We start from the raw sequence: 26,344 nt of genomic DNA, 5'->3' as shown, positions 1-26,344 counted from the left end.
CAGGATACCGATGGCAGATACCTCCGGCTAGCCGATGGCTCTTAACTGCACGATAGCCTCAGTCTTTCGACTGAGGCCGATCCATGTCGCGCGCTGCCCTCCGGGCTTCGCCAGGCGAGTCGCTTTCCAGTATGATGACGCCCTCGCCGCCTGGCGCTGTTTCAACACGGGGAGCGTGATCCTTTCGATGGCGCTCCCACACCACACCTCATTTCCTGTCAGTCAGTAGAGGCTTCGTTCGTCATGCTCGAGCTGCACGGCCAGAGTGCCCTTTCTTCCTTTCGTCATGCCCGCCTGCTTGCCCGTTTGCGTGAGGCCATGCCGGGCGTGACCGGTGTGCAGGCGATGCACCGCTATTTTCTGGACGTCGAGCAGGCGCCGGAGCCCGGGGTACTCGAGCGACTCTGTGCGCTGCTGGAGGCCAGTGAGCGTGCCGACTCCATGCCGAAAGGCGCGCTGTATCTGGTTGTGCCGCGCTTTGGAACCGTTTCCCCCTGGTCTTCCAAGGCCACCGACATCGCCCAAAACTGCGGGCTGACTGACGTGCGTCGCATCGAGGCGGGCGTGGCCTATTTTGTCGAAACCGACGCGCTGCCCTCGAAAGAGGAGGTCGAGGCGATTCGACAGGTGCTGGCCGATCGCATGACGCAGACCGTGCTGGTGGATTCAAGCGATGCCGCGAAGCTGTTTCAGCGCCATTCGCCGGCGCCTGAAAGCCATGTGGACATTCTGGGGGGCGGGCGCAGTGCGCTGGTCGAGGCCAACGTCACGCTGGGCCTGGCGCTGGCTGAGGACGAAATTGACTATCTGGTCGAGTCCTTTACTGGTCTGGGGCGCAATCCCAGCGATGTTGAGCTGATGATGTTCGCTCAGGCCAATTCCGAGCACTGTCGTCACAAGATCTTCAACGCTGACTGGCGCATCGATGGTCAGGCGCACACACACTCCCTGTTCGGTATGATCCGCAACACTCACAAGTGTTCGCCGGACAACGTACTGTCCGCCTACAGCGATAACGCCGCCATTATCCGTGGCCATGTGGCGGGCCGCTTTCTGGCCGACAGTCGTGACTTTCGTTTTGTTACCCATCAGGAACCGATCCATATCCTGATGAAAGTTGAAACGCACAATCACCCCACCGCCATTGCCCCCTATCCGGGCGCGGCGACAGGCGCCGGCGGCGAGATTCGTGACGAGGGTGCCACAGGCCGTGGCGGCAAGCCCAAGGCGGGCCTGACCGGCTTTACCGTCTCCAATCTGCGTATTCCCGAGCTTTTGCAGCCCTGGGAGGCGTTCGATTACGGCAAGCCCGAACGCATCAAGAGTGCGCTCGACATCATGATCGAGGCGCCAATCGGCGCGGCGGCGTTCAACAACGAATTTGGCCGCCCGGCACTCAATGGCTATTTTCGCACCTACGAGCACGACGTGGTGGGCCCGGCCGGCGTCGAGCGGCGCGGCTATCACAAGCCCATCATGCTGGCCGGCGGCTATGGCAGCGTACGCGATGAGCACGTGCTCAAGGGCGAGATTGCCATCGGGGCGAAGCTGATTGTCATGGGCGGGCCCGCCATGCTGATCGGACTGGGCGGCGGGGCGGCCTCATCCGTGGCCTCCGGCAGTACCAGCGACGCGCTGGATTTTGCCTCGGTACAGCGCGACAACGCCGAGATGGAGCGTCGCGCTCAGGAAGTCATCGATCGATGCATTGCGCTGGGCGAGGACAACCCGATCAGCTTTATCCATGACGTGGGCGCCGGCGGGCTTTCCAATGCGCTGCCGGAACTGGTCAAGGATGGCGGCCGTGGTGGCCTGTTCAATCTGCGCGATGTGCCCAGTGCCGAACCCGGCATGACGCCGCTGGAAATCTGGTGCAACGAGGCGCAGGAACGCTATGTGCTGGCCGTGGCGCCGGAATCGATCGAAGTTTTCGAATCGCTGTGCGCGCGCGAGCGCTGCCCGTTTGCCGTGGTCGGCGACGCCACACAAGCGCATGAGATTGCAGTCGTCGACGAGCACTTTGAAAGCCGTCCCATCGATCTGCCCATGAGCGTGCTGTTCGGCAAGCCGCCGAAAATGCAGCGCAGTTTCGAGCGCCGTGAGGTCAGTCAGCCGGCCCTGATGCTGGACAATCTGGACCTCAATGAAGCCATGGACCGTGTGCTGCAACTGCCGGCAGTGGCCTCCAAAAGCTTTTTGATCACCATCGGCGATCGTACCGTGGGTGGCATGAGCGTGCGCGACCAGATGGTCGGCCCCTGGCAGGTGCCGGTGGCGGACTGCGCCGTCACCACGGCGTCGTTTGATACCTGTACCGGCGAGGCCATGGCGATGGGTGAGCGTACGCCTGCCGCGCTGATTTCGCCGGCCGCCTCGGCGCGCCTGGCCGTGACCGAGGCGATTACCAATATCGCCGCGGCGTCCATCGAGTCCCTGGGCGATATCAAGCTGTCGGCCAACTGGATGAGTGCTGCCGACCACGAAGGCGAAAACCAGGCGCTGTATGACGCAGTACATGCCGTAGGCATGGAGCTGTGCCCGGCACTGGGCATTGCCATTCCGGTCGGCAAGGACTCCATGTCGATGCGCACCGCCTGGCGAGACGGCGAGCGCGATAAGGCGGTCACGGCGCCGCTGTCGCTGATTATCTCGGCCTTTGCTCCGGTCAGCGATGTCCGAAAGACCCTGACCCCACAGCTTGATCCGCGTGAAGAGACCGAGCTTCTCCTGATCGATCTCGGTCGTGGCAAGAACCGTCTGGGCGGTTCGGCCCTGGCGCAGGTTTATGGCCAGCTGGGTGCCCACGCGCCGGACCTTGATGCCCCCGAAGACCTGGCCGGCTTTTTCAACGCCATTCAGACCCTCAATCGTGACAACCGGCTGCTGGCCTATCATGACCGCAGCGACGGCGGGCTTTTGACCACGCTGGCCGAAATGGCCTTTGCCGGTCACTGCGGTCTGGCCGTCACGCTTGACGCGCTGGTGCGCGATGCCCATCAGGCAACCGAGGCACTCTTTGCCGAGGAGCCGGGCGCCGTCATTCAGGTGCGCCATGACGAGGTTGATGCCGTACTGGCCACGCTGGCAGCGGCAGGTCTTGGCGAATGCGTACATCGCATCGGTGCGCCGACCGGAGATGATCGCTTCTCGGTCACGCTTTATGACGCCGTATTGATCGAGACCACCAGAGTTCATGCCCTTCGCACCTGGGCGGAGACCAGCTATCAGCTGCAGGCCCGTCGCGATAATCCCGACTGCGCCCGCCAGGAATTTGACGGCCTTGATGAAACCCGCAATCCGGGGCTGCATGCCTCGCTGAGCTACGACGTTAATGACGACGTGGCCGCGCCCTTCATCAACAAGGGGGCCGCGCCGCGGGTAGCGATTCTGCGCGAGCAGGGCGTCAACGGACAGCTCGAGATGGCGTGGAATTTCACCAACGCCGGTTTCGAGGCCATCGATGTTCACATGTCGGATATTCTGGAAGGGCGTGTGGATCTGGCCGACTTCCAGGGGGCAGCGGCCTGCGGCGGGTTTTCCTATGGGGACGTGCTGGGCGCCGGTGGCGGCTGGGCGAAGTCGATTCTCTTCAGCGAACGCGGGCGCGATCAGTTTGCACACTTTTTCGAACGTGAAGACACCTTTGCCCTTGGCGTGTGCAACGGCTGTCAGATGCTCTCCCAGCTCAAATCTCTGATTCCCGGCGCCGATCACTGGCCGCGCTTTGTGCGCAACCTGTCCGAGCAGTACGAGGCACGCGTCTCCATGGTCCGCGTCGAGCCCACACCATCACTTTTTTTGGCCGACATGGCAGGCTCCCGGATGCCGATTGCCGTGGCCCACGGGGAGGGGCAGGCGCAGTTCCGCGACGGCAGCCATCTGCGTCAGGCGCAGGCCAGCGGCACGGTCGCACTGCGCTACGTCGACAACCTTGGCGAGGTGACCACCGGCTACCCGGCCAACCCCAACGGCTCACCGTCCGGGATTACCGGTCTGACCAGCAGCGATGGTCGCGTGACCATCATGATGCCGCACCCCGAGCGTGTGGCACGTGCCGTGACCAACTCCTGGCGTCCGCAGGAGTGGCAGGAGGCCGGTGGCTGGATGCGCATGTTCCGCAACGCAAGGAAGTGGGTAGGCTAGGCGTTGCCTGGAAGCGGTGAGTGGAGATAAAAAAGGGCCTCTTGTCGAGGCCCTTTCGTGTGTCAGGCACATCTTGTGCCAGCAAAAGCTCAGTTCTGCGGGCGTGCGGCCGGAGTCAAAAAGCGTACTGTCGGTGCCGCTTCCAGCAGCGGGTCGGTGCCTTCCTTGAAGGGCTTGTAGTGCGGCATTTCCATGTGCTTGTTAAACGCCGCGCGATCGGTATAGACCTCATGAAGAATGACGGTGTTGTCATCGCCTTCCGGCACCAGCACATCAAACTGATGGCAGCCGCTTTCATTGGCCAGCGACTCGTTGGCGTCGTTGTGGGCCAGCGCCAGAAACGCATCGCGCTGACCTTCCCGGATGTTGAATTCAGCCAGAACGACAAAATTGGCATTGGTCGTGCTCATCATGATTCTCCTGCAGACATTGAGATTTTCGGGGCGGCAACAAGGCCTTGTGACATCAATACGATTGCTTGTCAGTGAACTCTGGGCGCCGGCCCCATGCCCATGCGTTCATGAAACTCTGCCACGGCGCTTCGCAAAAGCTCCAGAAGCCCTGGCACCAGCGCGATGCCCTGCTCGGGGCCTGCCACAAACTGCTCTACGCTGACATGAACGGCTTCACCGTGGATGACGACCTTGGCCGCCTTGATGGCATTCATGACGTCATTGGCAACGTCGAGCAACTGGGCGCGGTCCGTGCTGGCATCGGCCTGCCAGACCCCGGGCAGCATCAGCTGGAAAAAGGCCGGTTCGTCTTCGGCCACGACCAGCACGAACTCAAGGTTTTCGAGCGTGATGCGCGCCGCGTGAGTATCGATGGCTTCCACCTGGAAATCCATGGCGCCCAGGCCTTCAATGTAGTGCTCGATCTGTGTGTTGGCCTGCATCGCGCGCCTCTTTGGTCACCGGAGGTGACGGTTTTAAACATTCAGCCAGTCCCGCAACTCAAGGATTACAGGACCAGTATAAGGATATGTCAGCGTCTTTAACGACACCCCCACAGCTACGCCCCTATCAAAAGGAGGCCGTCGAGCGCGTCGTCGGTCATTTCCGCCGCAGTCACGACCCGGCCGTGGTGGTTTTGCCCACTGGCAGCGGCAAGAGCCTCGTGATTGCCGAGCTGGCGCGAATCGCCCGCGGGCGGGTGCTGGTGCTGGCCCATGTGCGTGAGCTGGTGGCACAAAATCATGCCAAGTATGAGGCCTATGGGCTCAAGGCCGACATCTTCAGCGCCGGTCTGGGGCGGCGCGACAGTCAGCGCCAGGTGGTCTTCGGCTCGGTGCAGTCCGTTATCAACGCGCTGGATGCGTTTGATGATGGTCAGTTCACGCTGCTGGTCATCGATGAGTGCCATCGTGTCGCGCCCATGGTGGATGACAACTCGGACGCCAGACGTCGACAGTCGCCCGGCAGCTACCAGCGGGTGATTGATCATCTGCGGGCGAGCCGGTCGGATATCAAGGTGCTGGGCCTGACAGCAACGCCCTATCGGCTGGGGCAGGGGTTCATCTATTACCGCCACTATCACGGCATGGTACGCGGCCCGGAAACCTCGTTTTTCCGCGATTGCGTGTTCGAGCAGCCCCTGCGCGTCATGGTCAGACAGGGCTATCTGGCCGAGCCCCGACGCATTGATGCTGCCATCGCCCGCTATGACTTTTCACAGCTCTCGCCCCGCATTGGAGGGCAGTACGCAGAGTCCGATCTTAACCGGGTGGTCAGCGGCAATCGGGCAACGCCGGTCATTATCGAGGATGTGATGGCTCAGGGCCATGGCCGTCAGGGCGTGATGATCTTTGCCGCCACCGTCGCGCATGCCGAGGAGATCATGGGCTATCTGCCCGAGGCGCAGGCGGCGCTGGTCACCGGTACCACCCCCGGGCGCGAGCGAGAGCGGCTGATCGAGGCCTTCAAAAGTCGTGAGCTGAAATACCTGGTGAACGTGGCGGTACTGACCACCGGTTTTGATGCCCCGCATGTGGATCTGATTGCGATCCTGCGGCCAACCGAGTCGGTGGGCCTTTACCAGCAGATCGTCGGGCGTGGGCTGCGCCTGTCTCCCGACAAGCGCGACTGCCTGGTGCTGGATTATGCGGGGAACCCGTGGGATCTGTTCGGCCCTGAAATCGATGCGCCGCGCCCGGACAGCGACAGCGAGCCGGTACAGGTCGAGTGCCCCGAGTGCGGTTTTGCCAATATCTTCTGGGGCAAGCGCGATGGTGAGCTGGTGATCGAGCACTTCGGCCGGCGCTGCCAGGGGCTGGTCGATAACGAACGCGGCGAACAGGTGCAGTGTGACTTCCGCTTTCGCTACAAGGTCTGCGAGCAGTGCGGGGCGCAAAACGATATCGCCGCCCGGCGCTGCCATCACTGTCAGGAACAGCTCATCGATGCCGATGACAAGCTGCGTGATGCGCTGAAGCTCAAGGATGCACGAGTGCTCAGGGTCAGTGGCATGATGCTGGAGGAAAGCGTCAACGGTCGTGGTCTGGCCCGTTTGAAGGTGACCTACGTCGATGAGGACGGCGCCACGCTGTCGGAGTGGTATGCACTGGAAACGCCCGCGCAGCGCCGAGCCTTTTATCATGCCTGGCTGAAGCCGCATCTGCGCGCACCAGGCAGTGACTGGCAGCCGGCCACCATCGAGGAGGTGATCGCGTCGCGCGAGCGCCTGCGGCATCCGAATTTTGTGGTCGGTCGCAAGGTGGGGCGCTACTGGCAGGTGCGCGAACGTCTTTTTGATTATGAAGGGCGCTATCGACGCGCTGACAGCGCTGATGGAGGCTGAGCAGAGGCAGCATCCAATATCGTTATTCTGCTAAGATATGGATCGTTGCCGCCCGGCAGCATTATTACCATCGCATTCTCACTATTAATTCATGATCCGTTTGCGATCAAGGAGCCTTTCATGAGCTGGTCCACCCCCGAAGTCAACGAAATCAGTGCTGGTATGGAAGCCAGTGTTTATCTGCCTGCCGAGATTGAAATCGACATTGAAGAGTGACAACGACAGGGCGCGGCGTTTGCGCGTTCGCGTACTGGGGGCAGCCGCCGGTGGCGGCCTGCCTCAATGGAACTGCCGCTGCAGCGTATGCCGCCTTGCCCGCACCGAACCCCAACGTGTTGTCCCCCGGACACAGTCCTCGATTGCCGTATCCGTCGATGGCGAACACTGGGCGCTGATCAACTGCGCACCGGAAGTACTTGCCCAGCTGCAACGTGAACCAGTGCTTCAGCCCAGAAATGATGATCGTCATACGCCGATCCAGTCGATTCTGGTTACCAATGGTGACGTCGATCACGTGGCGGGGCTTTTGAGCCTGCGCGAACGCTCCCCGTTTCGACTGTATGCCACGCCCGAGATTCATGGCGTGCTGCGTGATAATCCGATTTTCAACGTGCTCGCTCCGGACTGCGTCCAGCGCTGTGATGTGGCGCTTGATAGCCGCATCGAGCTGCTGCCGGGCCTCATGGCCACCGTGTTCGCCGTGCCTGGCAAGACCGCGCTCTATCTGGAAGGCGATCAGGTGGATATTGGTGCCGAGGGCGAATCGACCGTTGGGGTCGAGTTCGAGCTGGACGGTCAGCGACTGTATTACATTCCCGGCTGCGCCACGGTCACGCCGCGTCTGGCGGACCGGCTCGACGGCGCTGCGGCGCTGCTCTTTGATGGCACCCTGTGGCGCGATGACGAAATGATCCGTGCCGGTGTCGGTCACAAGACTGGGCAGCGCATGGGGCACATGTCTATGTCAGGAGAGGCCGGCAGCATGACGGTACTGTCCGACGTTGCCATCGACCGACGCATCTTTATTCACATCAATAACACCAACCCCGTTTTGATCGAGGACAGCCCCGAGCGCCGCGAGGCTGAAGACGCCGGTTGGGAGATCGCCTTTGACGGCATGGAGATCACACCGTGAGTTCGCACCAGGCACCGTTGACTGAAGTGACTGAACCGATGAGTGCCGAGGCGCTGGAAGCGCGTCTGCGCGAGATTGGTGAGGCGCGCTATCACCATCGCCATCCGTTTCAGCTCGCCCTGCAGGGGGGAGAGCTCGATCGCTGTCAGGTGCGCGCCTGGGCGCTCAATCGCTATTACTATCAGGCCATGATCCCCATCAAGGATGCCACCCTGATGGCACGCCTTGATGACCCGGACTGGCGCCGCGAGTGGCGCAGCCGACTGGTCGATCACGATGGTGAGGCGCCCGGTGAGGGCGGCATCGAGCGCTGGCTGAAGCTCACTGACGGGCTGGGGCTTGAGCGCGAGATGGTGCGCTCGACCCGGTTGATTCTGCCGGCAACCCGCTTTGCCGTTGAGGCCTACACGCATTTCGTGCGTTATCGCACGCTGCTGGAGGCGATAGCGTCGTCGTTGACCGAGCTGTTCTCGCCAAAGGTCATCGGGTCGCGTGTGTCGGGCATGCTCGAGCACTACGATTTTGTGTCCGAGGAAACGCTGGATTATTTCCGGCCGCGCCTGACCCAGGCGCCTCACGATGCCGAGCGGGCGCTGGCCTATGTGCGCGAGCACGCTCTGCGCGCCGATCAACAGCAGGCCGTGCTGGAGGCGCTGGTGTTCAAGTGCGATGTGCTCTGGACGATGCTGGACGCGCTACAGCATGGCTATGTCGAAGGTCATCGCCCCCCGGGCGCCTGGGATGGCAAAAGCGGTCTGGTTGCAGGAGCCACGCCTTGAGCAAAACGCTTGACGATAACGCCGTGGTACGCCTGCCGCGCGGCGTACGCATGCGCGAGGATGCCGCTCGCGGCGGCTGGGTACTGCTGGCACCGGAGCGCATCTTTCAGCTTGATGCAATTGCGCATGCGATCATGATCCACGTTGACGGCGAGCGCACCACGTCGCAGATCGTCGACGTGCTGGTCGTTGATTATGATGCCGAGCGGCGCCAGATTCGCCATGACGTGCTGGCGCTGTTTCATGCCCTGATCGATCGTAACGTGCTAGAGGTGATCTCATGAGCGATATGCCGCAAGTCGAAACGACCGCCGCACCGCCCATGGGACTGCTGGCCGAGCTGACCCATCGCTGTCCGCTGCAGTGTCCCTATTGTTCCAACCCGGTCGAGCTCGAACGTCGCAGTGACGAGCTGGATACCGCCGGCTGGCAGCGTGTGCTGCGCGAAGCGGCGGCACTGGGCGTGTTGCAGGTGCATCTCTCCGGCGGTGAGCCGGCGGCCCGGCCGGATCTGGTCGAGCTGGTCGAGACCTGTGCCCAGGAAGGCCTCTATTCCAATCTGATTACCGCCGGCGTCAGCATCACGCCGGAGCGGCTGGCCGCGCTGGACGCCGCCGGGCTGGATCACGTTCAGCTCTCCTTTCAGGGCGCCGATGATGTCGTCACCGAGCATGTTTCGGGAATGCGCGGGGCGTTCGACAAAAAGTGCGCCTTTGCCGGTGAGGTGAGTGCGCGCGGGCTGCCCCTGACGCTCAACGTGGTGCTGCACCGGGCCAATATCCATCAGGTCGATGACTTTATCGAACTGGCGCTCAGGCTTGGCGCCGAGCGTCTGGAGCTGGCGCATGCCCAGTATTACGGCTGGGCACTGCGCAATCGCGGAGCGCTGATGCCCAAAAGGGCAGATGTGATGACGGCGCTGAGAACGGTCGAGGCTGCCAAGGAGCGGTTGAAGGGGCGCCTGGCGATCGATTCGGTCGTGCCGGACTATTACGCCCACTTTCCCAAGCCCTGCATGAATGGCTGGGGCCAGCAAACGATCAACGTCACGCCCTCGGGGCTGGGACTGCCATGCCACGCGGCACAAACGATCCCGGGGCTTGAGTTCTGGAACGTTCGTGAGCATGGCCTCTCGGACATCTGGTACCACTCGCCGGCGTTTAATGCCTTTCGCGGGACCGACTTTTTGCCCGAGACGTGTCAGAGCTGTGATCGGCTCGACATCGATCATGGCGGCTGTCGCTGCCAGGCAATGATGATGACCGGTGACGCTCGCCAGATGGATCCGGTATGCCAGCACTCGCCCTGGCATGAAGATATCCAGACGCTGACGCTGGAAGAAGCCGGTCGTGACGAACCCTTTGCCTATCGACGCTTTGCGAAAACCGCACGGCCCGCCTGAGCAACGCGGCCATGGGCCATTGACCCGAGAAGCAGGATGCAGATGCTTGAAACGGGGCGGCCTGATAAACTTGGGCAACGCCCCGTATCATTTTGAGCCTTCACGTCGTATTCCATGACCCAGTCCGGTGATCTTCACAGCCCGACCCCCGAGGCTGCCCCTGCCGTCATGGTCGGCGGTCAGCCGCTGCATGAGATGCCGGAGGATCTTTATATTCCGCCGGAGGCGCTGCGGGTCTTTCTGGAAACCTTCGAGGGGCCGCTGGATCTGTTGTTGTATCTGATTCGGCGTCAGAATCTCGATATTCTGGCCGTCAACGTGGCGGCCGTCACCCGTCAGTACATCGAATATGTCGAGCTCATGAAGGTCAGCGGTATCGATCTGGCGGCCGAGTACCTGCTGATGGCCGCCATGCTGGCCGAGATCAAGTCGCGCACGCTGTTGCCGCGCCCGCCTCGGGTCAGCGAGGAGGATGACGAGGAAGATCCAACGGCGGCACTGGTGCGGCGACTGCAGGAGTACGAGCAGATCAAGCTGGCCGCCCAGGCCATTGATGAATTGCCGCGTCAGGGACGTGACTGGTATCAGGCCGAAGCCGGCCTGCCAGCGCTTCAGCCTCGCGTGCAGCATCCCGACGTCGAGCTTTCAGAGCTTCTGGGCGCTCTGTCGGCCCTGATGCAGCGTGCCGATTTCAGGCAGGAACATCAGATCACCCGTGAGGTGCTGTCGACCCGCGAGCGGATGATGGCCATTCTTGAGCGCATCAACGAGGAACAGTTCACCGCGTTTGAAGCGCTCTTTGATCCCGAAGAGGGCAAGGCCGGGATCGTGGTGACCTTTATGGCCATTCTGGAACTCAGCAAGGAGCGATTGATCGAAATCGTACAGAACGCGCCGCTGTCGCCCATTCACGTACGCGGTCGGGTGCAGCAGCCCGACAGCGAGGAGGACGCCCTCGAGCAGCCGTTTGAGACCGACGAGCAGGCGGGCATGTCATGACGCCGCCGCTGGATCATATTCTTGAAGGCGTGTTGCTGGCCGCCGGCGAACCGCTGACGCTTGAGCGCCTCGAGGTCGTCTTCGATGATAATGAGCGTCCGGGTCGTCGGGCGCTGCGGGATGCGTTGGCAGTGCTGGACGCGCGACTGACACAGAGTGCCCTGGTGCTTGAAGAAACGGCGTCCGGGTTTCGTCTGCGCGTGCGCGATGGGCTTTCCCCCTGGGTATCACGACTCTGGGATGAGCGCCCGCAGCGCTATTCGCGCGCTCTGCTGGAGACGCTGGCCCTGATTGCCTATCGTCAACCGGTTACGCGCGCCGATATCGAGGACGTGCGAGGGGTCTCGGTCAGTGCCTCGATCATGCGTACCCTGATCGAGCGCGGCTGGGTGCGAGTGGTCGGACATCGTGATGTGCCCGGGCGTCCGGCGGTGTATGCCACCACCAGAAGCTTTCTTGATGATTTCGGGCTGCGTACGCTGGATGCCCTGCCGCCGATCAGTGCGGTAAAAGAGGGAGAAACCGTTGACTGGCTCGAACAGCTCACGCCCAATGCACATACGTCCGCTTCGGTAGCCCCGTCAGATGCCTCGGTGACCACCGTTGGCGCGTTGTCAGGTAATGAAGACGGTGAAGACGATGCTGGCGGTGAAAGGGCCGAGGGCGAAGAGACTGGCAGTGAGGACAGGGGAGAGACTGACAGTGACGATAGTGCCGGCGCCGGCACTGTCAACGAAGACGCTGCCGAGGACGGCAGCAGCAACACCGAGGATGCGCTGACCGATTCGCCCGCAGGCGAGCAGGCGCCATCCGAACGCTCGTCGATTGAGACGCCGATGCTTTCACGTCAGAGCCCGAGTCTTGATGATATCGGTCAACGACTGGCCGAGCGGCTGCGCGACAGGGCAGACCGCGACGGCCCGGATGCTGGGCCCGATGAGAAATCGACGCAAACCAGTTACCCAGAAGATTGAGACTTCGCATGAACACTGAAAAGCTGCAAAAAGTACTGGCCCGTGCCGGGCTGGGATCACGGCGCGAAATGGAAGCCGCCATCGGCGCCGGACGCATCAATGTCAACGGTGAAACGGCCAAACTGGGCGATCGCATCTCTGAGGATGCCCGGGTGACCGTGGATGGCCGTCCGGTCACGCTGAAGTCGAGTGAGGCATCGTCGCGTCGCGTCATCATGTACAACAAGCCGGAAGGGGAGCTTTGTACGCGTCGTGACCCCGAAGGTCGTCGCACCGTGTTCGAACATCTGCCGCGCCTGTCTGGAGAGCGCTGGATTGCCATCGGTCGACTGGACATCAACACCAGCGGTCTGCTGCTGTTTACCACCGATGGAGAGCTGGCCAATCGATTGATGCATCCCTCGATGCAGATCGAGCGCGAGTACGCCGTGCGGGTCATGGGCGAAGTCACCATGGAGAAGGTGCGTGCCATGGTCGATGGCGTGATGCTGGAAGACGGGCCGGCACGCTTTACCGACGTTCAGGAGTTCGGTGGCGAAGGCATCAACACCTGGTTCCATGTGGTCATCATGGAAGGGCGCAACCGGGAAGTGCGCAGGCTCTGGGAATCTCAGGGGCTGACGGTCAGCCGCCTCAAGCGGGTTCGTTACGGCAGCGTCTTTCTGGACAAGCGCGCGAGGGCCGGTGAGTGGACCGAGCTTACCCAGCAGGAAGTCGATGACCTCTCCGTGCTTGCCGGGCTTGAAAAGCGCAAGGTGCCGGCGCTGACACCCGATGAGAAAAATCGCTGGAACCGCGACAAGAACAAGCGTCGTCCCGTACGGGGCGTCAAGTCGCCGGAAGCAGCGCGCAGCGATGCTCAGGAAGGCACGCCTCGTCAGGGCAGTACGTCTCGTCGTCAGGAGAGTACGTCTCGTCACCAGGACAGTGCGCCTCAGCGTCAGGACAGCGCGCCCCGCCGCAGCGAGCGCCGTGATGAAGTACGACCGATGTCGCCCCGCGAGAAGCGCAACGAAAAGCGCAGCGACCTTGGAAACTGGAGCTCTACCGCCCCGACAGGCAATCGTCGTCCGGCTGGCAAGAGTGACAAGGGTCAGGAACGCCGAGGCAGCCATGAGAAGGGCGGCACGGGTGCACCGCAGGGTCGCAAGGGCAGTGGGCGTCGTTAACGCAAGGGTTATGCAATAGGCGCTTGCATCGCGAAGGCTTTCAAAGTAGTATTTGCGCCCGTCGAGTGGGTCGTTAGCTCAGTGGTAGAGCAGTTGGCTTTTAACCAATTGGTCGTAGGTTCGAATCCTACACGACCCACCATCTCGACAGAAATAATGGCATGTTTGTGATTGTCGGTAGAATTGTCGGGTCGTTAGCTCAGTGGTAGAGCAGTTGGCTTTTAACCAATTGGTCGTAGGTTCGAATCCTACACGACCCACCACAAGCATCGTCATTGTTTTGGGCTTCACGCTGTATGCCTGATTTCCGGGTCGTTAGCTCAGTGGTAGAGCAGTTGGCTTTTAACCAATTGGTCGTAGGTTCGAATCCTACACGACCCACCAGTTCTGAAAACGCCTCATCCCTGCAAGGGGGTGAGGCGTTTTTGCATGGCGTGTCGACCGAACTCAACCTGCCGGGCTAGCGAAATTTCTCCAGCGTCTCCTGATATTGTTTAAAATCCTTGCGCCGCTCCCGAATACGGCTGGTCAGGGCATAATCACCATTTTGCTGGGACGCCTTCTCTGCCAGCGTCAGCTGTTCCAGTCCACCGTCGATATCGCCCTTGAGCTGAAGCTGTTCGGCCAGCGCCAGATGACCCCAGTCGTCGCGATTGCTGCGCCCTGCCGCTTCACTGAGCAGGTTCCAGACATCCGGGTCCTCGGCGTGTGTGTCGGCCAGCGTTCGCAGGCTGCGAAAGGCCGTCGCCGGATTAATGCCCAGCTGTGCCTCGGCCTGAATGATCTGCGCCGGATAGTAGTCGGGCGTCAGCCGCAAAATGCGTTCGCAGCGATGAATGGCGTCCTCGCGGCGGCCGGCATCGAGGGCGGCATCGGCGGCACTGGCCGGCAGCATCAGAACCTCCGGCGCCTCGCGGGCCAGCTGATCAAACGCTGCCAGCGCCTGATCGGTGCGCTGGTTAACGCTGTCATTCAGGGCGTCGAGATAGCGCAGGGCAATCGGGTGGGCGTGGTCCTGTTCAAGTCGGGTGCGCACAAACCCCGGGTCGCTCATGTTCATTGCCAGCATGGCACGGGCCCGGATCAGATCATATTCGGGACCCGGGTCGCTGATCTTGCCGGTGTGGTATTGCTGGGCCAGGCTGGTGGTGTTGCTCAGCCGTGAATCGGTCATGGGGTGAGTGAGCAAAAATTCGGGGGGGGTGTTGCCCTGCATGCTCGAAAGCCGTTGCATGGTGGCAAACATGCGCGGCATGGCCATGGGATCCATGTTGGAGCGCGCCATGGCCTGCAGACCGACCCGGTCGGCTTCCTGCTCATAGCGGCGCGAATAGCTCAGCTGGCTCTGCATGGCGGCGGCCTGCGTGCCTGCCATGGTGGCAACGCCCAGGTTGCCACCGCCGCCAGCGGCCAGCACCATGCCGGCCAGCATGGCAGCCATGGTGGGCAGCTGGGTGCGTTCGTTGCGCGCCATTTCACGGGCAAAGTGATGCTGGGACAGATGGCCCATTTCATGGGCAAGGACCGAGGCAAACGCGTCCTGGTCAGGCGCGTAGGCAAATAGCCCTGTATTGATGCCAATGACCCCGCCGGGAACGGCAAAGGCGTTCAGCGTTCGGCTCGAGACCAGTGTGACCACGGGGGTGACATCATCAAGCTGGCTGTTGGGCAAAAGCCTTGCGATCAGCGAGTTGAGATAGTCCTGCGTAATGGGGTCGCGCCATTGTCCGACATGGGCGCGAAACTCTCGCAGCCAGGCCCGTCCAAGACGAAACTCTTCCTGACTGCTGTAGCTTCCTGACGCGTCTCCCAGCGTAGGGAGCTGACCGGCCGGTGATGTCACCGATGAGGTGGCCGTGCCAAGCAGCAGGGCAGCTGTAATAATGCATCGAAAACGCGTACGCCTTGACATGGCATGCTTACCGGATGGCGATGGAGACATGAAAGGGCAGAAGTGACTGTCTGTTTGCAACAGGCAGCAATGGTTGCCGGTAACATCAAGTTGCCTTTAAATCGTGCCGATTACAACCAGCAGAGGAGCCAGTAGCGTTGGAAAACCTTGATGACATCAGGCAGATGGAGCAGGCCGCCGATCATGTACTGGATGCCCGCGGACTTGACTGTCCGATGCCGCTGTTGAAAGCCCGTCAGGCGCTGGCAGCATTGAAGGCGGGGCAGCATTTGCACGTTATCTGTACGGATCCCGGCTCATGGCGTGATTTTGAAAGTTTCGTGGCGCATACGGCACATCAACTTGCTGCGCGCCGACATGATGATGACACCTGGCACTACGTATTGATCAAGGGATGCTGATGCCCGCGCCCGCTGGATGGACCCTTATGGTGACAACAACTTGATGACCTTTAAAAAGCTCTGGAATCATTTCATGGAGCGCTACCTCTCGGATGAGGAAGCGGTCACCCTGGGCGCGCTGCTGGTGTTGGGATTTGCCATCATCATCTTTTTCGGTGGCATGCTGGCGCCGTTTCTGACAGCACTCGTCTTTGCCTTTTTGCTGCAGGGCGTGGTGCGCTGGCTCGAACGGCTGGGACTGTCACGACTGCCTGCCGTCTGTCTGGTGCTTCTGATGTTTGTCGGGGCGATGCTCTTTTTTGCCCTGATCATTTTTCCGATGGTGTGGGATCAGTTTGCCCGTCTGGTGCAGGGCCTGCCTGCCGTGTTGTATCGCAGTCAGGAGCTTCTAAGCGATCTGCAGGCGCGTTATCCCAGTATCGTGACGCCCGACCAGGTGCAGCACCTGATCAATACGGCCAGTCAGGAGGCGACGCAGCTGGGGCGACGGGTGGTCAGCCTGTCCCTGAGCTCGCTGGCCGGTGTGCTCGGCGTCATCATTTATCTGGTGCTGGTGCCAATCCTGGTCTTTTTCATGCTCAAGGATCGCGAGCGTCTGATCGGCTTTTTTCTGTCGCTGCTGCCAAAAAAACGCCTTTTGATGACGCGGGTCTGGTGTGAGATGGACGCTCAGATTGCCAACTTCATCCGTGGCAAGTTCATCGAAATCATGATCGTGGGCGTGGTGTCCTTTTTTACCTTCTGGGCGCTGGGATTACCCTACGCGGTACTGCTGGGGATCGTGGTGGGGCTTTCCGTGCTGGTGCCCTACATCGGGGCGGCGGCGGCCACGCTGCCGGTGGCCGCTTCGGCCGGGCTCCACTTCGGGTTTGATGAGCAGTTTGTCTATGTGCTGCTGGCCTATGCCATTATTCAGGCGCTGGATGGCAACGTTCTGGTCACTCTGCTGTTTTCGGAAGTCGTCAATCTACACCCGGTGGCGATCATTCTGGCTGTGCTCTTTTTTGGCGGCATCTGGGGCTTCTGGGGCATCTTTTTCGCCATTCCGCTGGCCACGCTGATCAAATCCCTGATGTTTGCCTGGCCGCGTGGCGCCAGTGCGCTACGCAAGGAAGGCTCTACCGCCGTCGAATAACCTCGATGGCCCTGCAGGAGTGCAGGGTCATCATGGCCTGGCGTTCAGCGTTCAGCGTTCAGCGTTCAGCGTTCAGCGTTCAGCGTTCAAATTCTGTGCCGCAGCCAGTACCTCGTCGACATGGCCTGTCACCTTGACCTTGCGCCAGAGCGCTGCAATGTTGCCCTCCTGGTCGATCAGAAAGGTACTGCGCTCGATACCTTCATGCTCCTTGCCGTAAAGTTTCTTGAGCTTGATGACATCAAACGCTCTGCACAGGGTTTCCTCCGGGTCGCTGACCAGCTCAAAGGGGAATCCCTGCTTTTCCTTGAAGTTTTCATGCCGGCGCAGCGAATCACGCGAGACGCCAAACACGCGCGTATTGGCCTGTTCAAAGGCCGCCATGCGGTCGCGAAAGTCCTGCCCCTCGGTTGTACACCCGGGCGTTGCATCCTTTGGGTAAAAATAAAGCACAACCTGCTCTCCCTTGAAGGCGGACGGGTTGAAGCCTGTCTCGCCGGTAGCCTCCAGTGTAATGTCCGGGGCGGGCGTGCCGATGGTGATGCTCATGTCAGTGCTCCCTGAAGATAAAACGCATGGCCGGTTTTCGGCCATCCTGAAGCGGCGATGGCGCCAGCGGTACGGCGCCAGGCGAGAGTCGTGACAATAACCGAGACTAAGGGTGAAATCAGCCGCTCGCGGGGCGAGGGCGCGTTTTCCTGCCTGGCTGCGTCTGTACAGCATGGGGTGCGCCGAGTACCATCGTCAGCCTGATGACCGACCCCGTGTGTTCTGCCCTGCAGGCAGACAATACCGGCACAGGTCTGTACCGGCGGCCATGACAGGGCCGCTTTCAAATGAATTCAAAGCAAGAGGTTGGCGGGATGATCACTGGCAGCATGGTCGCTCTGGCGACGCCCATGAAAGCCGATGGGGCCATCGACTGGGACGCCCTCAGGCGTCTTGTAAGCTGGCATCTCGAGCACGGCACTGATGCCATCGTGGCGGCCGGGACCACCGGTGAGCCCACTACCATGAGCGTTGCCGAACACTTCGATGTGATTCGCACGGTCGTTGAAACGGTCAATGGCCGCGTTCCCGTAATTGCAGGTACCGGCGCCAATGCCACGGCAGAAGCCGTTGAGCTTGCACGCTATGCAAGGGATGTCGGTGCCGATTATTGCCTGTCGGTGACGCCCTATTACAACCGTCCGACCCAGGAAGGGCTGTATCAGCACTTCAAGGCCGTGGCACAGGCCTGCGATCTGCCTGTCATCATGTACAACGTGCCCAGTCGTACCGGTGTGGATCTCTACAACGAGACCACGCAGCGCCTGGCATCGATCGACAACATCATTGGCCTCAAGGATGCAACCGGTAACCTCGAGCGTGCCGAGGATCTGATCGAGCGTCTCAAGGGGCGTGATTTTGCTCTGTACTCCGGTGATGATCCGACAGCCTGCGAATTCATGCTTGCCGGCGGGCATGGTGCCATCTCGGTATCGGCCAATGTGGCGCCGCGTGCCATGCACGACCTTTGCAGCGCTGCCACCGGTGGCGACTACGATCGTGCCCACCAGATCAATACCCGACTGATGCCGCTGCATTCGGTACTGGGTATCGAGGCTAACCCGATCCCGGTCAAGTGGGCGCTCAATCAAATGGGTCTGATGGAAAACGGCATTCGCCTGCCCTTGACCTGGCTGTCCGAAAAATACCAATCCACCGTAGCCGAGGCGCTGCAGCTGGCCGGAGTGATGGATCAATGAGCAAGACACGCTGGATGATGGTGACGCCACTGTTGCTCGTGATGGGAGGCTGTGGCAGCGGCTATTACCATGACCGTAACAGCGAGTATGCCGACGCCAAAATGACATCGCCGCTGGAGCTTCCGGCATCGCGTGACCAGACGCGCTATCAAGATGCGATGCCGGTACCGCAGGCCTCCAACGATTTTATCAAGGATCGTGACGGCTACGAGCCGCCGCGTCCGCAGACCCTGTCGACCAGCGACCGTGATACCCGCTTTGTCGAGCCCCGTCAGGCCGATGGCAATCGCTGGCTGGTGGTCAGTGCAGCCCCGGGTGCCATCTGGCCAAGGCTTCAGGAATTCGTGCATGCCAACGGCTATCAGGTACAAAATATCGACGGCAACACGGGGCAGATCACGACCGACCGCGGCGTGCTGTCAGTGCGTCAGGGGATTCGCAACAACACCACGGATGTCTATTGTCAGCAGGGCGGCAATAGCGTGGAGGCCTGTCTGAGCCAGGTCAGTCAGTATCTGTCTTCCAGCGCGCCGCAAAGCGGTGTCTCTCTGGTGGCGCAGAACCTGTCACGCAATGACCGGGTTCGCCTGGAGAGCCGTGATGACAACTGGCGTCTGGCGCTGGCCCTCGATTTTCCGCGCGCCTGGGCAGAACTTGCATGGCAGCTGGAAAACAATTACGAGACCCCCAATCGACGTCTGATTGATCAAAATCGCAGTGAGCGTGTCTTTACCGTGGAATATACGGTAAAGGGCGAGGGCAGCTGGATTCCCTTCCGGGGCAGCAGCGATGAAACGCAGCAGTATCTGCTGCATCTCTCGCCGTCAGACAGCGCCACCTACGTCAGTGTGACCGACAGTGCCGGCAAGCCGGTCGATCAGCAAAGGGCCCATGACCTGCTTGACGGTGTGGCCTCGATTTTGCGCTGATGCGATTTGCATCGCTGGGGAGCGGCAGTCGTGGCAATGCCACGCTGGTCAGCAGTGCCGGTACCACAGTGCTGGTGGACTGTGGTTTTGGTATACGTGAGGCCATCAGGCGGATGCAGAGCCTTGCCATGGATCCGGCCACACTGGCCGGTATCCTGGTCACGCATGAGCACATCGATCACGTTCGCGGTGTGTTTGCCCTGGCGCGCCGGTTTGGCCTGACGGTCTACCTGACTGTCGGGACCTGGCTGTCGCTCAAGCCTGATCCGGCCATCAATGTGGTGCTGATCACGCCGGAAGATACCCTGAGCATCGGTGATTTCGACATTACGCCGGTAACCGTGCCTCATGATGCACGCGAGCCGGTGCAGTACCTGATACAGGCCGGCGAGCATCGGCTGGGCCTTCTGACCGATCTGGGCGTGGTCACACCGCATGTGATCAAGCGCTATCACCAGTGCGATGCGCTGTTTATCGAATGCAATCATGATTCACGCATGCTGGACTACGGGCCCTATCCGCCGAGTCTCAAGCGTCGCGTCAGCGGCAGGCTGGGCCATCTGTCCAATCGTCAGGCCGCAGAGTTTTTGCAGACGCTGGGCACTGATCGTCTGCAGCGACTGGTTGCGTCGCATCTGTCAGAGAAGAATAATCTGCCCGAGCTTGCCTTTGAGGCGTTAAGGCCCTTGCTGGATAACGATGAGTCGCGGCTGGTCATTGCCCAGCAGGGGCGCACCGTTGACTGGCAGTCGGTCAGCTGATGCAACGACATGGCGGGCATGACAGGCACTCAACGTCAGCCCGTTTTTTTTCTATCACCCTCTGATTCCCTGCCGGAGACTTTCGTGGAAAAACGCCAGGAACTTTATGCGGGCAAGGCCAAGTCCGTATTTGAAACCGATGATCCTGATCGCCTGATCCTTGAGTTTCGTGACGACACCAGTGCCTTTGACGGCAAGAAGGTCGAGCAGCTCGCGCGCAAGGGTCGCGTCAATAACCGCTTCAATGCCTTCATCATGGATGCGCTGAAAGCGGCGGGTATTCCGGTTCATTTTGAACGGCTGCGCTCGGATACCGAGTGTGAGGTCAAGCGTCTGACCATGATGCCGGTAGAGTGTGTGGTGCGAAACATCGCGGCCGGTGGGCTGTGTCGTCGTCTGGGGGTAGAAGAGGGGATCGCGCTTGAGCCGCCGACCTTTGAGCTCTTTCTCAAAAATGACGAGAAGGGCGACCCGATGATCAATGAGTCGCTGGCCGAAACCTTCGGCTGGGCGCGTCGTGAACATCTGATGCGCGCACGCGAGCTGACTTTCCGGATCAACGACATTCTTCAAAAGCTCTTTTTGAAGGGCAATCTGCTGCTGGTGGATTACAAGCTCGAATTCGGTCTGTTCAATGGCGAAGTGATGCTGGGTGACGAGTTTTCGCCCGATGGCTGTCGCCTGTGGGATGCCACCACTCGTGAGAAGATGGACAAGGACCGCTTCCGCCAGGGGCTGGGGGGTGTGATCGAGGCCTATGAAGAGGTTGGCCGCCGCATCGGCATCGATTTTGACCAGGCCATCGACTGATCAGCGTTGGCGACTCAGGGTTGATACGGGCGGCGACAAGATATCGTCGCTGCCCTGTCAGCTCAGTTGAACCAGTCTGTCGACCACAATGATGCTGTCATGATCAGGGCCGCTGGCAGGCGCGTTCGCTTCGACATGAAAGCGAACATCCAGATCATGAAGCCTCACGCCATAGCTTCGCTCATCCGGCTTGTGGCGACGATAGGCCGGTCGCGGATCCTGTGACAGTACCTCGTGGATCAGTGCTGCAAGATTTTCCCCGTCAGGACGCGCATTTAGCGTGCGCTGGCAGTCATCGCTCAGCCGGACCTCGAGAAGCGGCGGCGGTTCGGGTGCAAAACCGGCTCTGGCATCGTCAACGCTGTCGGCCCAGGGCAGATAGGGTTTGATATCCACGACCGGCGTGGTGTCCACCAGGTCGTGGCCTCGCAGTATCAGTGCGGGCGTCGGGGTATATTCGATGCCGGCCAGTTCAACCAGTGACAGGCCCAGCCGGTTGGGGCGATGGGTCGAACGTGAGGCGAAAACGCCGATTCTGATATTGCCGCCCAGCCGTGGTGGGCGGATCAGCGGTGTCCATCGTTCGGGGCTTTGATGAAAGATGAAGCTGATCCAGAGGTGGCTGAACTGTTCGAGTCCGCGCACGCAGTCGGGATGATCAAACGGCGCCTTGAGTCGAAGGATGGCCGTGGCACCCGGTGCCAGTCCAGGCTGGCGTGGGATACCAAACTTGTCCGGATAGCAGCTTTCGATGGTGCCGATGATATCAAGCGTCATCGTGGCGCTGATGGGAGAAGACGTATCATGTGTGGTCATGGGCTGATTATGCCATTCGGGCGTGCCGGCGACATCCTGTCATCAAGGGGGGATGGCCGGCGCGCATGTTTGGCCAGGGCCGGGATAAATGACGCCACCCTGATGTCCAACGACCATCGGCACCCTTGATCTGAGACAGGTGCGTGCAGCATTGAAGCAAGGATAAACCATCATGACGGATCACAACGGCGCGGCTTTTGACACGCCGATGCTTTTTACCGAGAAGAAAATCAACACCACGCTTTTGGGCGTGGCCTTTGCCTTCTCGGTGGCCGGCGGTATTACCCTGCTGGTACATGCCTGGCAAACGGAGCGCCTCTGGCCGGTCGGGCCCATCGGGCTTGCCCTGATGGCCTGGGGGCTTCTGGTCGGCAACAATCTGGCCGTACGCAGGCGGCTGTCGCCCGTTTTTAGATTGGAAGCGCAATGCCTGAGCTATATCGGAGGGCCGGCCTGGAAGCCGCGCATGGTGTCAATCAATTTTCGTGACATTACCCATGTCGACAAGGTTCGCAACAGCGGCATCACGCTGCATGTTGAGCAGGAGCCCCGGGCCAGACTTGTGCCGATCGGGCTTTTATCAAAGCGGGACAGGGAAGTCTTTCTTCACGGCTTTCACGCGCGCTGTGACGCGACCCCAACCCTGCAGGCTTCTGCGCAGGGCTCTTGATGATCAGGCTCATGACCTCTGACAGGATGCCCCTGGCATGATGATCGTTGAGCATTATCTTAATGAATCCCGGCGCGTCGATTCCCCCAATGCCGATGCCCGCCCCTTAAGCGAAGTTTCGCTGGTCGTACTGCACTCGATCAGTCTGCCGCCGGGTCAGTTCGGCGGGGATGAGGTCGAGGCGCTTTTCACCAATCGACTGGACTGGGACGCACATCCCTTTTTTCAGTCCATCCGCGGGCTTCGGGTCTCGGCGCATCTGCTGATTCGCCGTGATGGCAGTTGCGTGCAGTTTGTACCCTTCGACCGGCGTGCCTGGCATGCCGGTCGCTCCCGTTGGCAGGGTCGCCAGACACTTAATGATTTTAGTATCGGCATCGAGCTTGAAGGTGATGCACGTCCCTTTACTCATGCTCAGTACCACTGCCTGGTCCGGGTACTGAAAGCCCTTGAAGCGTCCTATCCCGGTATCAATGCCTGCGAGAGGGTGACCCACGAGCAGGTGGCGCCCCTTCGAAAGACCGATCCAGGGCCGAGTTTTGATCATCGGTATCTCGCAAGGCTCATGGCCGACTGACGTGGTCAAACGCGTGCGTTATCGGGCGCTGGCTCATGCAGTATGACGTGACTATTCTGGCAAAATACCCGATAGCATCTGTTGCACTGAACGGGCATGTATCGGCGAAGGCCTTCCCGGTGCGGGCGGTCAGAGGCATGCCCTGCCTGTCACGTCCGGAGACGTTAATTGGCATGACTTCATGTTTGCGGTATCTTCGTCGTCCAATCAGAGCGCCCATGTTCGAGTGTTGCCTGTTTCGTTGATGGCTAAGGAGTCGGAATCCGTTGCAGTGTCCCTATGGCTATCCGCGCCGGCGACTGCACGCCCGATGCCATCGTTTGACGTATCCGGAAACCATGGCCCCTGTAAATATCGGGTGCCTACCCCCGCCTTGAAAGCGCCAGAGGCTCCAAAAGGGCCCGCTGACAACTTATCTTCATTCGGAGAGACGTCTATGAGTCTGGAGGCAAGAGAAGATCACGATCCGATCGAGACAAGGGAGTGGTTGGAAGCCCTGACATCGGTAGTGGATCGTGAAGGTGAGGAGCGTGCTCAGTATATTCTGAGCCGTCTGGCTGATCGCTTGCGCCGTGATGGCAAGCTGCCGCCGTTCTCCGTGAACACGCCTCATCGCAATACCATTCCTGTTCATCGTGAGGCAAAGCTGCCCGGCGACATGTTCATGGAGCGCAAGATCCGCTCCGCGATCCGCTGGAACAGCGTGGCGCAGGTCATTCGCGCCAACAAGAAAAACAAGGGAGTGGGTGGCCACCTGGCCAGCTACATGTCCTGTTCCGTGCTTTATGAAGTGGGTTTCAACCATTTCTTCCGTGCTGACAGCGATGAGCAAAAGGGCGACCTGGTCTACATCCAGGGTCATGTGACGCCTGGTATCTATGCCCGCTCCTTTCTCGAAGGCCGTCTGACCGAAGAGCAGCTCGATACCTTCCGCCAGGAAGCGCTGACCGAAGGTCTGTCTTCCTATCCTCACCCTTATCTGATGCCGGACTACTGGCAGTTCCCGACCGTATCGATGGGGCTGGGGCCGATTCAGGCCATCTATCAGGCGCACGTCATGAAGTACATGAACGCGCGTGGGCTTGCAGATATGGGCGATCGCAAGGTCTGGGCCTTTTTGGGTGATGGCGAATGTGACGAGCCGGAATCGCTCGGTGCGCTGAACCTGGCCAGCCGTGAAAAGCTCGACAACCTGATTTTTGTCATCAACTGCAACCTGCAGCGTCTGGACGGCCCGGTACGGGGTAACGGTCGCATCATGGACGAGCTGGAAGGCATGTTCCGCGGTGCCGGCTGGAACGTCATCAAGGTAGTCTGGGGTGGTCTCTGGGACCCGCTGTTCGAGCAGGACAGCAAGGGCATCATGCAAAAGCGCATGGATGAGGCCGTTGACGGCGAGTATCAGAACTTCAAGGCCCGTGGCGGCGCTTATACCCGCGAGAACTTCTTCGGCAAGTACCCGGAAACGACCGAAATGGTCAAGGACTACTCTGATGAGGACATCTATCGCCTCAATCGCGGTGGCCATGATCCGCAGAAGATGTATGCGGCCTACCATGAAGCGGTGAACAATGCCGGCGGACGACCCACGGTCGTACTGGCGCACACCGTCAAGGGATACGGCATGGGCGGCGGCAGCGGTGAAGCCGACATGGAAGCCCACCAGATCAAGTCGATGGAAACCGATGCCCTCAAGGTCATGCGTGACCGTTTCGGCATTCCGGTTTCCGACAAGCAGCTTGAAGAGGGTATCCCCTATTACAAGCCGGATGACGATAGCCCCGAAATGCGCTATCTGCATCAAAGGCGCAAGCAGCTGGGTGGCTACCTGCCAGCACGCAAAAACGATTTCGATCCCATCGAGATTCCGGGGCTGGATGACAAGATGTTCGCGTCCCAGACCAAGGGGTCAGGCGATCGTGAAGTCTCCACTACCATGTCGTTTGTGCGTGTGCTCAATGGTCTGGTGAAAAACAAGCAGTTCGGTCAGCAGGTGGTGCCCATCATTCCCGATGAGGCGCGCACGTTCGGCATGGAAGGCATGTTCCGCCAGATCGGTATCTATGCGGCGGAAGGTCAGAAGTACGAGCCGATGGATACCGGCCAGATCATGTATTACCGCGAGGATCAAAAGGGTCAGATCCTCGAGGAAGGCATCAACGAGGCCGGTTCCATGGCCGCCTGGATCGCCGCGGCAACATCCTACGCCAACCATCACGTACCGCTGCTGCCGTTTTACATCTATTACTCGATGTTTGGCTATCAGCGCGTTGGTGATCTGGTATGGGCAGCGGGCGACCTGCAGGCACGTGGCTTCATGGTCGGCGGTACTGCCGGACGTACTACCATCAACGGTGAAGGTCTGCAGCACCAGGATGGCCACAGCCATATCCTGATGTCTACGGTGCCCAACTGTCGTGCCTACGACCCCTGCTATGGCCATGAACTGGCGGTCATCATGCAGGACGGTCTCAAGCGCATGTATCAGGACCGCGAAAGCTGCTTCTACTACCTGACGGTCATGAACGAAAACTATGTTCATCCCGAGATGCCGGCAGGCAGCGAGGAAGGCATTATTCGTGGCATGTATCTGCTTCAGGAAGGCGAGAGCGACAAGAAGCAGCCTCGTGTACAGCTGCTGGGCAGCGGCACCATCCTGCGTGAAGTGGAAGCCGCCGCCGAGCTTTTACGTGATGACTTCAACGTGACCGCCGATGTCTGGAGCGTGACCAGCTTCAACGAGCTGCGTCGCGAAGCGTTGGAGTATGATCGTCAGCAGTTCCTCAACCCTGAAGGCGAGCAGCAAAAGCCGTGGGTCACGAGCTGTCTGGAAGGTCGCGACGGGCCGGTCATTGCCTCCACGGACTACATGAAGCTCTATGCTGATCAGGTGCGTGCGTGGGTACCGTCTGACTTCCACGTTCTGGGCACCGATGGTTTCGGCCGCTCGGACACGCGTGAGCATCTGCGTCGTTTCTTCGAAGTCGATCGCTACTTTGTCACCGTACTGGCGCTGCGCGCGCTGGCCAATCGTGGCGAGATCGATGCCAAAGTTGTCAGTGACGCGATGAAAAAATATGACATCGCCCCCAGCAAACCCAATCCGCTGGTGAGCTGAGGCGCCTGTCTCACAAAAGTGCCGCCGGGTGAGTGACACGCTCACCCGGCTCGGGCAACGGCCAGGTGAT

General features: G+C 60.3%; 22 protein-coding genes, 3 tRNA genes and 1 pseudogene. 21 read left to right on the top strand and 5 right to left on the bottom strand.

Annotation, left to right across the window (positions count from 1 at the left end):
- Positions 1 to 243 precede the first annotated feature (243 nt).
- On the top strand, positions 244 to 4,143 hold the full coding sequence (purL, locus tag KSP9073_RS08590; protein ID WP_108842546.1) for a phosphoribosylformylglycinamidine synthase: 3,900 nt from the start codon (positions 244 to 246) through the stop codon (positions 4,141 to 4,143).
- An 89-nt stretch (positions 4,144 to 4,232) separates the two neighbouring features.
- Here purL and KSP9073_RS08585 read toward each other — a convergent pair whose 3' ends face one another.
- Together KSP9073_RS08585 and KSP9073_RS08580 are read right to left on the bottom strand one after the other, a co-directional pair.
- Positions 4,233 to 4,553: a putative quinol monooxygenase gene (locus KSP9073_RS08585; protein WP_108842545.1), complete on the bottom strand. Its 321-nt coding sequence runs from the start codon at positions 4,551 to 4,553 to the stop codon at positions 4,233 to 4,235.
- Positions 4,554 to 4,624: 71 nt separating this feature from the next.
- Positions 4,625 to 5,038, bottom strand: coding sequence for a hypothetical protein (locus KSP9073_RS08580; RefSeq protein ID WP_108842544.1), 414 nt, complete (start codon positions 5,036 to 5,038; stop codon positions 4,625 to 4,627).
- Positions 5,039 to 5,124: 86 nt separating this feature from the next.
- Here KSP9073_RS08580 and radD point away from each other — a divergent pair, with 86 nt between their 5' ends.
- The 11 genes and pseudogenes from radD to KSP9073_RS08520 all read left to right on the top strand — a co-directional run bounded on the left by radD (position 5,125) and on the right by KSP9073_RS08520 (position 13,781).
- Entirely contained in the window at positions 5,125 to 6,939 is a 1,815-nt protein-coding gene (radD, locus tag KSP9073_RS08575) for a DNA repair helicase RadD (protein ID WP_108842543.1), read from the top strand.
- A gap of 205 nt (positions 6,940 to 7,144) precedes the next feature.
- Entirely contained in the window at positions 7,145 to 8,074 is a 930-nt protein-coding gene (gene pqqB / locus KSP9073_RS08565) for a pyrroloquinoline quinone biosynthesis protein PqqB (protein WP_243409170.1), read from the top strand.
- Complete coding sequence (gene pqqC / locus KSP9073_RS08560; RefSeq protein WP_243409169.1) at positions 8,071 to 8,853, top strand: pyrroloquinoline-quinone synthase PqqC; 783 nt, start codon at positions 8,071 to 8,073, stop codon at positions 8,851 to 8,853. The genes pqqB and pqqC overlap by 4 nt, the downstream gene beginning before the upstream one ends.
- A complete protein-coding gene (gene pqqD / locus KSP9073_RS08555) occupies positions 8,850 to 9,137 on the top strand; it encodes a pyrroloquinoline quinone biosynthesis peptide chaperone PqqD (RefSeq protein ID WP_108842540.1) in 288 nt (95 codons plus the stop codon). Before pqqC ends, pqqD begins: the two co-directional genes overlap by 4 nt.
- Positions 9,134 to 10,255 carry a pyrroloquinoline quinone biosynthesis protein PqqE gene (gene pqqE, locus KSP9073_RS08550; protein ID WP_108842539.1) on the top strand — a complete coding sequence of 374 codons (1,122 nt, stop codon included), beginning with the start codon at positions 9,134 to 9,136 and terminating at the stop codon, positions 10,253 to 10,255. The genes pqqD and pqqE overlap by 4 nt, the downstream gene beginning before the upstream one ends.
- 114 nt (positions 10,256 to 10,369) lie before the next feature.
- A complete protein-coding gene (locus KSP9073_RS08545) occupies positions 10,370 to 11,254 on the top strand; it encodes a segregation and condensation protein A (RefSeq protein WP_108842538.1) in 885 nt (294 codons plus the stop codon).
- Positions 11,251 to 12,228: an SMC-Scp complex subunit ScpB gene (gene scpB, locus KSP9073_RS08540; RefSeq protein ID WP_108842537.1), complete on the top strand. Its 978-nt coding sequence runs from the start codon at positions 11,251 to 11,253 to the stop codon at positions 12,226 to 12,228. Before KSP9073_RS08545 ends, scpB begins: the two co-directional genes overlap by 4 nt.
- Positions 12,229 to 12,236: 8 nt before the next feature.
- A pseudogene (gene rluB / locus KSP9073_RS08535) lies at positions 12,237 to 13,073 on the top strand (23S rRNA pseudouridine(2605) synthase RluB); the annotation flags it as partial.
- Positions 13,074 to 13,464: 391 nt separating this feature from the next.
- Positions 13,465 to 13,539, top strand: a tRNA-Lys gene (locus KSP9073_RS08530).
- 46 nt (positions 13,540 to 13,585) lie between these two features.
- Positions 13,586 to 13,660 (top strand) — tRNA-Lys (locus KSP9073_RS08525).
- A 46-nt stretch (positions 13,661 to 13,706) separates the two neighbouring features.
- A tRNA-Lys gene (locus KSP9073_RS08520) sits at positions 13,707 to 13,781 on the top strand.
- A 76-nt stretch (positions 13,782 to 13,857) separates the two neighbouring features.
- On the opposite strand, the gene KSP9073_RS08515 is transcribed toward KSP9073_RS08520, so the two are convergent.
- Entirely contained in the window at positions 13,858 to 15,309 is a 1,452-nt protein-coding gene (locus KSP9073_RS08515; protein ID WP_108842535.1) for a M48 family metalloprotease, read from the bottom strand.
- 137 nt (positions 15,310 to 15,446) lie between these two features.
- On the opposite strand from KSP9073_RS08515, the gene KSP9073_RS08510 reads away from it, so the two are divergent.
- A complete protein-coding gene (locus tag KSP9073_RS08510) occupies positions 15,447 to 15,710 on the top strand; it encodes a sulfurtransferase TusA family protein (protein ID WP_341476555.1) in 264 nt (87 codons plus the stop codon).
- 43 nt (positions 15,711 to 15,753) lie between these two features.
- Positions 15,754 to 16,845: an AI-2E family transporter gene (locus KSP9073_RS08505; protein WP_108842806.1), complete on the top strand. Its 1,092-nt coding sequence runs from the start codon at positions 15,754 to 15,756 to the stop codon at positions 16,843 to 16,845.
- Positions 16,846 to 16,917: 72 nt separating this feature from the next.
- On the opposite strand, the gene KSP9073_RS08500 is transcribed toward KSP9073_RS08505, so the two are convergent.
- Positions 16,918 to 17,394, bottom strand: coding sequence for a peroxiredoxin (locus KSP9073_RS08500; RefSeq protein WP_108842534.1), 477 nt, complete (start codon positions 17,392 to 17,394; stop codon positions 16,918 to 16,920).
- Positions 17,395 to 17,708: 314 nt separating this feature from the next.
- Here KSP9073_RS08500 and dapA point away from each other — a divergent pair, with 314 nt between their 5' ends.
- The 4 genes from dapA (at position 17,709) to purC (ending at position 21,093) form a co-directional block, all read left to right on the top strand.
- Entirely contained in the window at positions 17,709 to 18,593 is an 885-nt protein-coding gene (dapA, locus tag KSP9073_RS08495) for a 4-hydroxy-tetrahydrodipicolinate synthase (RefSeq protein WP_108842533.1), read from the top strand.
- Complete coding sequence (gene bamC / locus KSP9073_RS08490) at positions 18,590 to 19,522, top strand: NlpB/DapX family lipoprotein (protein ID WP_108842532.1); 933 nt, start codon at positions 18,590 to 18,592, stop codon at positions 19,520 to 19,522. The genes dapA and bamC overlap by 4 nt, the downstream gene beginning before the upstream one ends.
- Positions 19,522 to 20,283 (top strand): MBL fold metallo-hydrolase, encoded by a 762-nt coding sequence (locus tag KSP9073_RS08485; RefSeq protein WP_108842531.1) that lies wholly within the window; start codon positions 19,522 to 19,524, stop codon positions 20,281 to 20,283. Before bamC ends, KSP9073_RS08485 begins: the two co-directional genes overlap by 1 nt.
- Before the next feature lie 84 nt (positions 20,284 to 20,367).
- Positions 20,368 to 21,093, top strand: coding sequence for a phosphoribosylaminoimidazolesuccinocarboxamide synthase (gene purC / locus KSP9073_RS08480; protein ID WP_108842805.1), 726 nt, complete (start codon positions 20,368 to 20,370; stop codon positions 21,091 to 21,093).
- Positions 21,094 to 21,150: 57 nt separating this feature from the next.
- Here purC and tsaA read toward each other — a convergent pair whose 3' ends face one another.
- Positions 21,151 to 21,909: a tRNA (N6-threonylcarbamoyladenosine(37)-N6)-methyltransferase TrmO gene (gene tsaA / locus KSP9073_RS08475; protein WP_108842530.1), complete on the bottom strand. Its 759-nt coding sequence runs from the start codon at positions 21,907 to 21,909 to the stop codon at positions 21,151 to 21,153.
- Between the two features lie 172 nt (positions 21,910 to 22,081).
- Here tsaA and KSP9073_RS08470 point away from each other — a divergent pair, with 172 nt between their 5' ends.
- From KSP9073_RS08470 to aceE, 3 genes are all read left to right on the top strand, one after another.
- On the top strand, positions 22,082 to 22,579 hold the full coding sequence (locus KSP9073_RS08470) for a hypothetical protein (protein ID WP_108842529.1): 498 nt from the start codon (positions 22,082 to 22,084) through the stop codon (positions 22,577 to 22,579).
- A gap of 37 nt (positions 22,580 to 22,616) precedes the next feature.
- A complete protein-coding gene (gene ampD, locus KSP9073_RS08465) occupies positions 22,617 to 23,156 on the top strand; it encodes a 1,6-anhydro-N-acetylmuramyl-L-alanine amidase AmpD (protein WP_108842528.1) in 540 nt (179 codons plus the stop codon).
- A gap of 436 nt (positions 23,157 to 23,592) precedes the next feature.
- Positions 23,593 to 26,274, top strand: a complete 2,682-nt coding sequence (aceE, locus tag KSP9073_RS08460; protein ID WP_108842527.1) for a pyruvate dehydrogenase (acetyl-transferring), homodimeric type — start codon at positions 23,593 to 23,595, stop codon at positions 26,272 to 26,274.
- Positions 26,275 to 26,344: the final 70 nt, after the last annotated feature.

This window comes from Kushneria phyllosphaerae, assembly GCF_900312995.1.
Lineage (GTDB): Bacteria > Pseudomonadota > Gammaproteobacteria > Pseudomonadales > Halomonadaceae > Kushneria > Kushneria phyllosphaerae.
Note: the sequence above shows the minus strand (reverse complement) of the source record. Positions and strands in the feature narration are given on the sequence as shown.

What these genes read in the sequence shown, in the direction of transcription:
- ampD (WP_108842528.1), top strand. Translation starts at nt 22,617, where the DNA reads ATGATGATCGTTGAGCATTATCTTAATGAATCCCGGCGCGTCGATTCC.
- purL (WP_108842546.1), top strand. Translation starts at nt 244, where the DNA reads ATGCTCGAGCTGCACGGCCAGAGTGCCCTTTCTTCCTTTCGTCATGCC.
- KSP9073_RS08505 (WP_108842806.1), top strand. Translation starts at nt 15,754, where the DNA reads ATGACCTTTAAAAAGCTCTGGAATCATTTCATGGAGCGCTACCTCTCG.
- radD (WP_108842543.1), top strand. Translation starts at nt 5,125, where the DNA reads ATGTCAGCGTCTTTAACGACACCCCCACAGCTACGCCCCTATCAAAAG.
- bamC (WP_108842532.1), top strand. Translation starts at nt 18,590, where the DNA reads ATGAGCAAGACACGCTGGATGATGGTGACGCCACTGTTGCTCGTGATG.
- pqqE (WP_108842539.1), top strand. Translation starts at nt 9,134, where the DNA reads ATGAGCGATATGCCGCAAGTCGAAACGACCGCCGCACCGCCCATGGGA.
- tsaA (WP_108842530.1), bottom strand. Translation starts at nt 21,909, where the DNA reads ATGACCACACATGATACGTCTTCTCCCATCAGCGCCACGATGACGCTT.
- KSP9073_RS08580 (WP_108842544.1), bottom strand. Translation starts at nt 5,038, where the DNA reads ATGCAGGCCAACACACAGATCGAGCACTACATTGAAGGCCTGGGCGCC.
- dapA (WP_108842533.1), top strand. Translation starts at nt 17,709, where the DNA reads ATGATCACTGGCAGCATGGTCGCTCTGGCGACGCCCATGAAAGCCGAT.
- KSP9073_RS08500 (WP_108842534.1), bottom strand. Translation starts at nt 17,394, where the DNA reads ATGAGCATCACCATCGGCACGCCCGCCCCGGACATTACACTGGAGGCT.
- aceE (WP_108842527.1), top strand. Translation starts at nt 23,593, where the DNA reads ATGAGTCTGGAGGCAAGAGAAGATCACGATCCGATCGAGACAAGGGAG.
- KSP9073_RS08470 (WP_108842529.1), top strand. Translation starts at nt 22,082, where the DNA reads ATGACGGATCACAACGGCGCGGCTTTTGACACGCCGATGCTTTTTACC.
- KSP9073_RS08515 (WP_108842535.1), bottom strand. Translation starts at nt 15,309, where the DNA reads ATGTCAAGGCGTACGCGTTTTCGATGCATTATTACAGCTGCCCTGCTG.
- KSP9073_RS08545 (WP_108842538.1), top strand. Translation starts at nt 10,370, where the DNA reads ATGACCCAGTCCGGTGATCTTCACAGCCCGACCCCCGAGGCTGCCCCT.
- KSP9073_RS08485 (WP_108842531.1), top strand. Translation starts at nt 19,522, where the DNA reads ATGCGATTTGCATCGCTGGGGAGCGGCAGTCGTGGCAATGCCACGCTG.
- KSP9073_RS08585 (WP_108842545.1), bottom strand. Translation starts at nt 4,553, where the DNA reads ATGAGCACGACCAATGCCAATTTTGTCGTTCTGGCTGAATTCAACATC.
- scpB (WP_108842537.1), top strand. Translation starts at nt 11,251, where the DNA reads ATGACGCCGCCGCTGGATCATATTCTTGAAGGCGTGTTGCTGGCCGCC.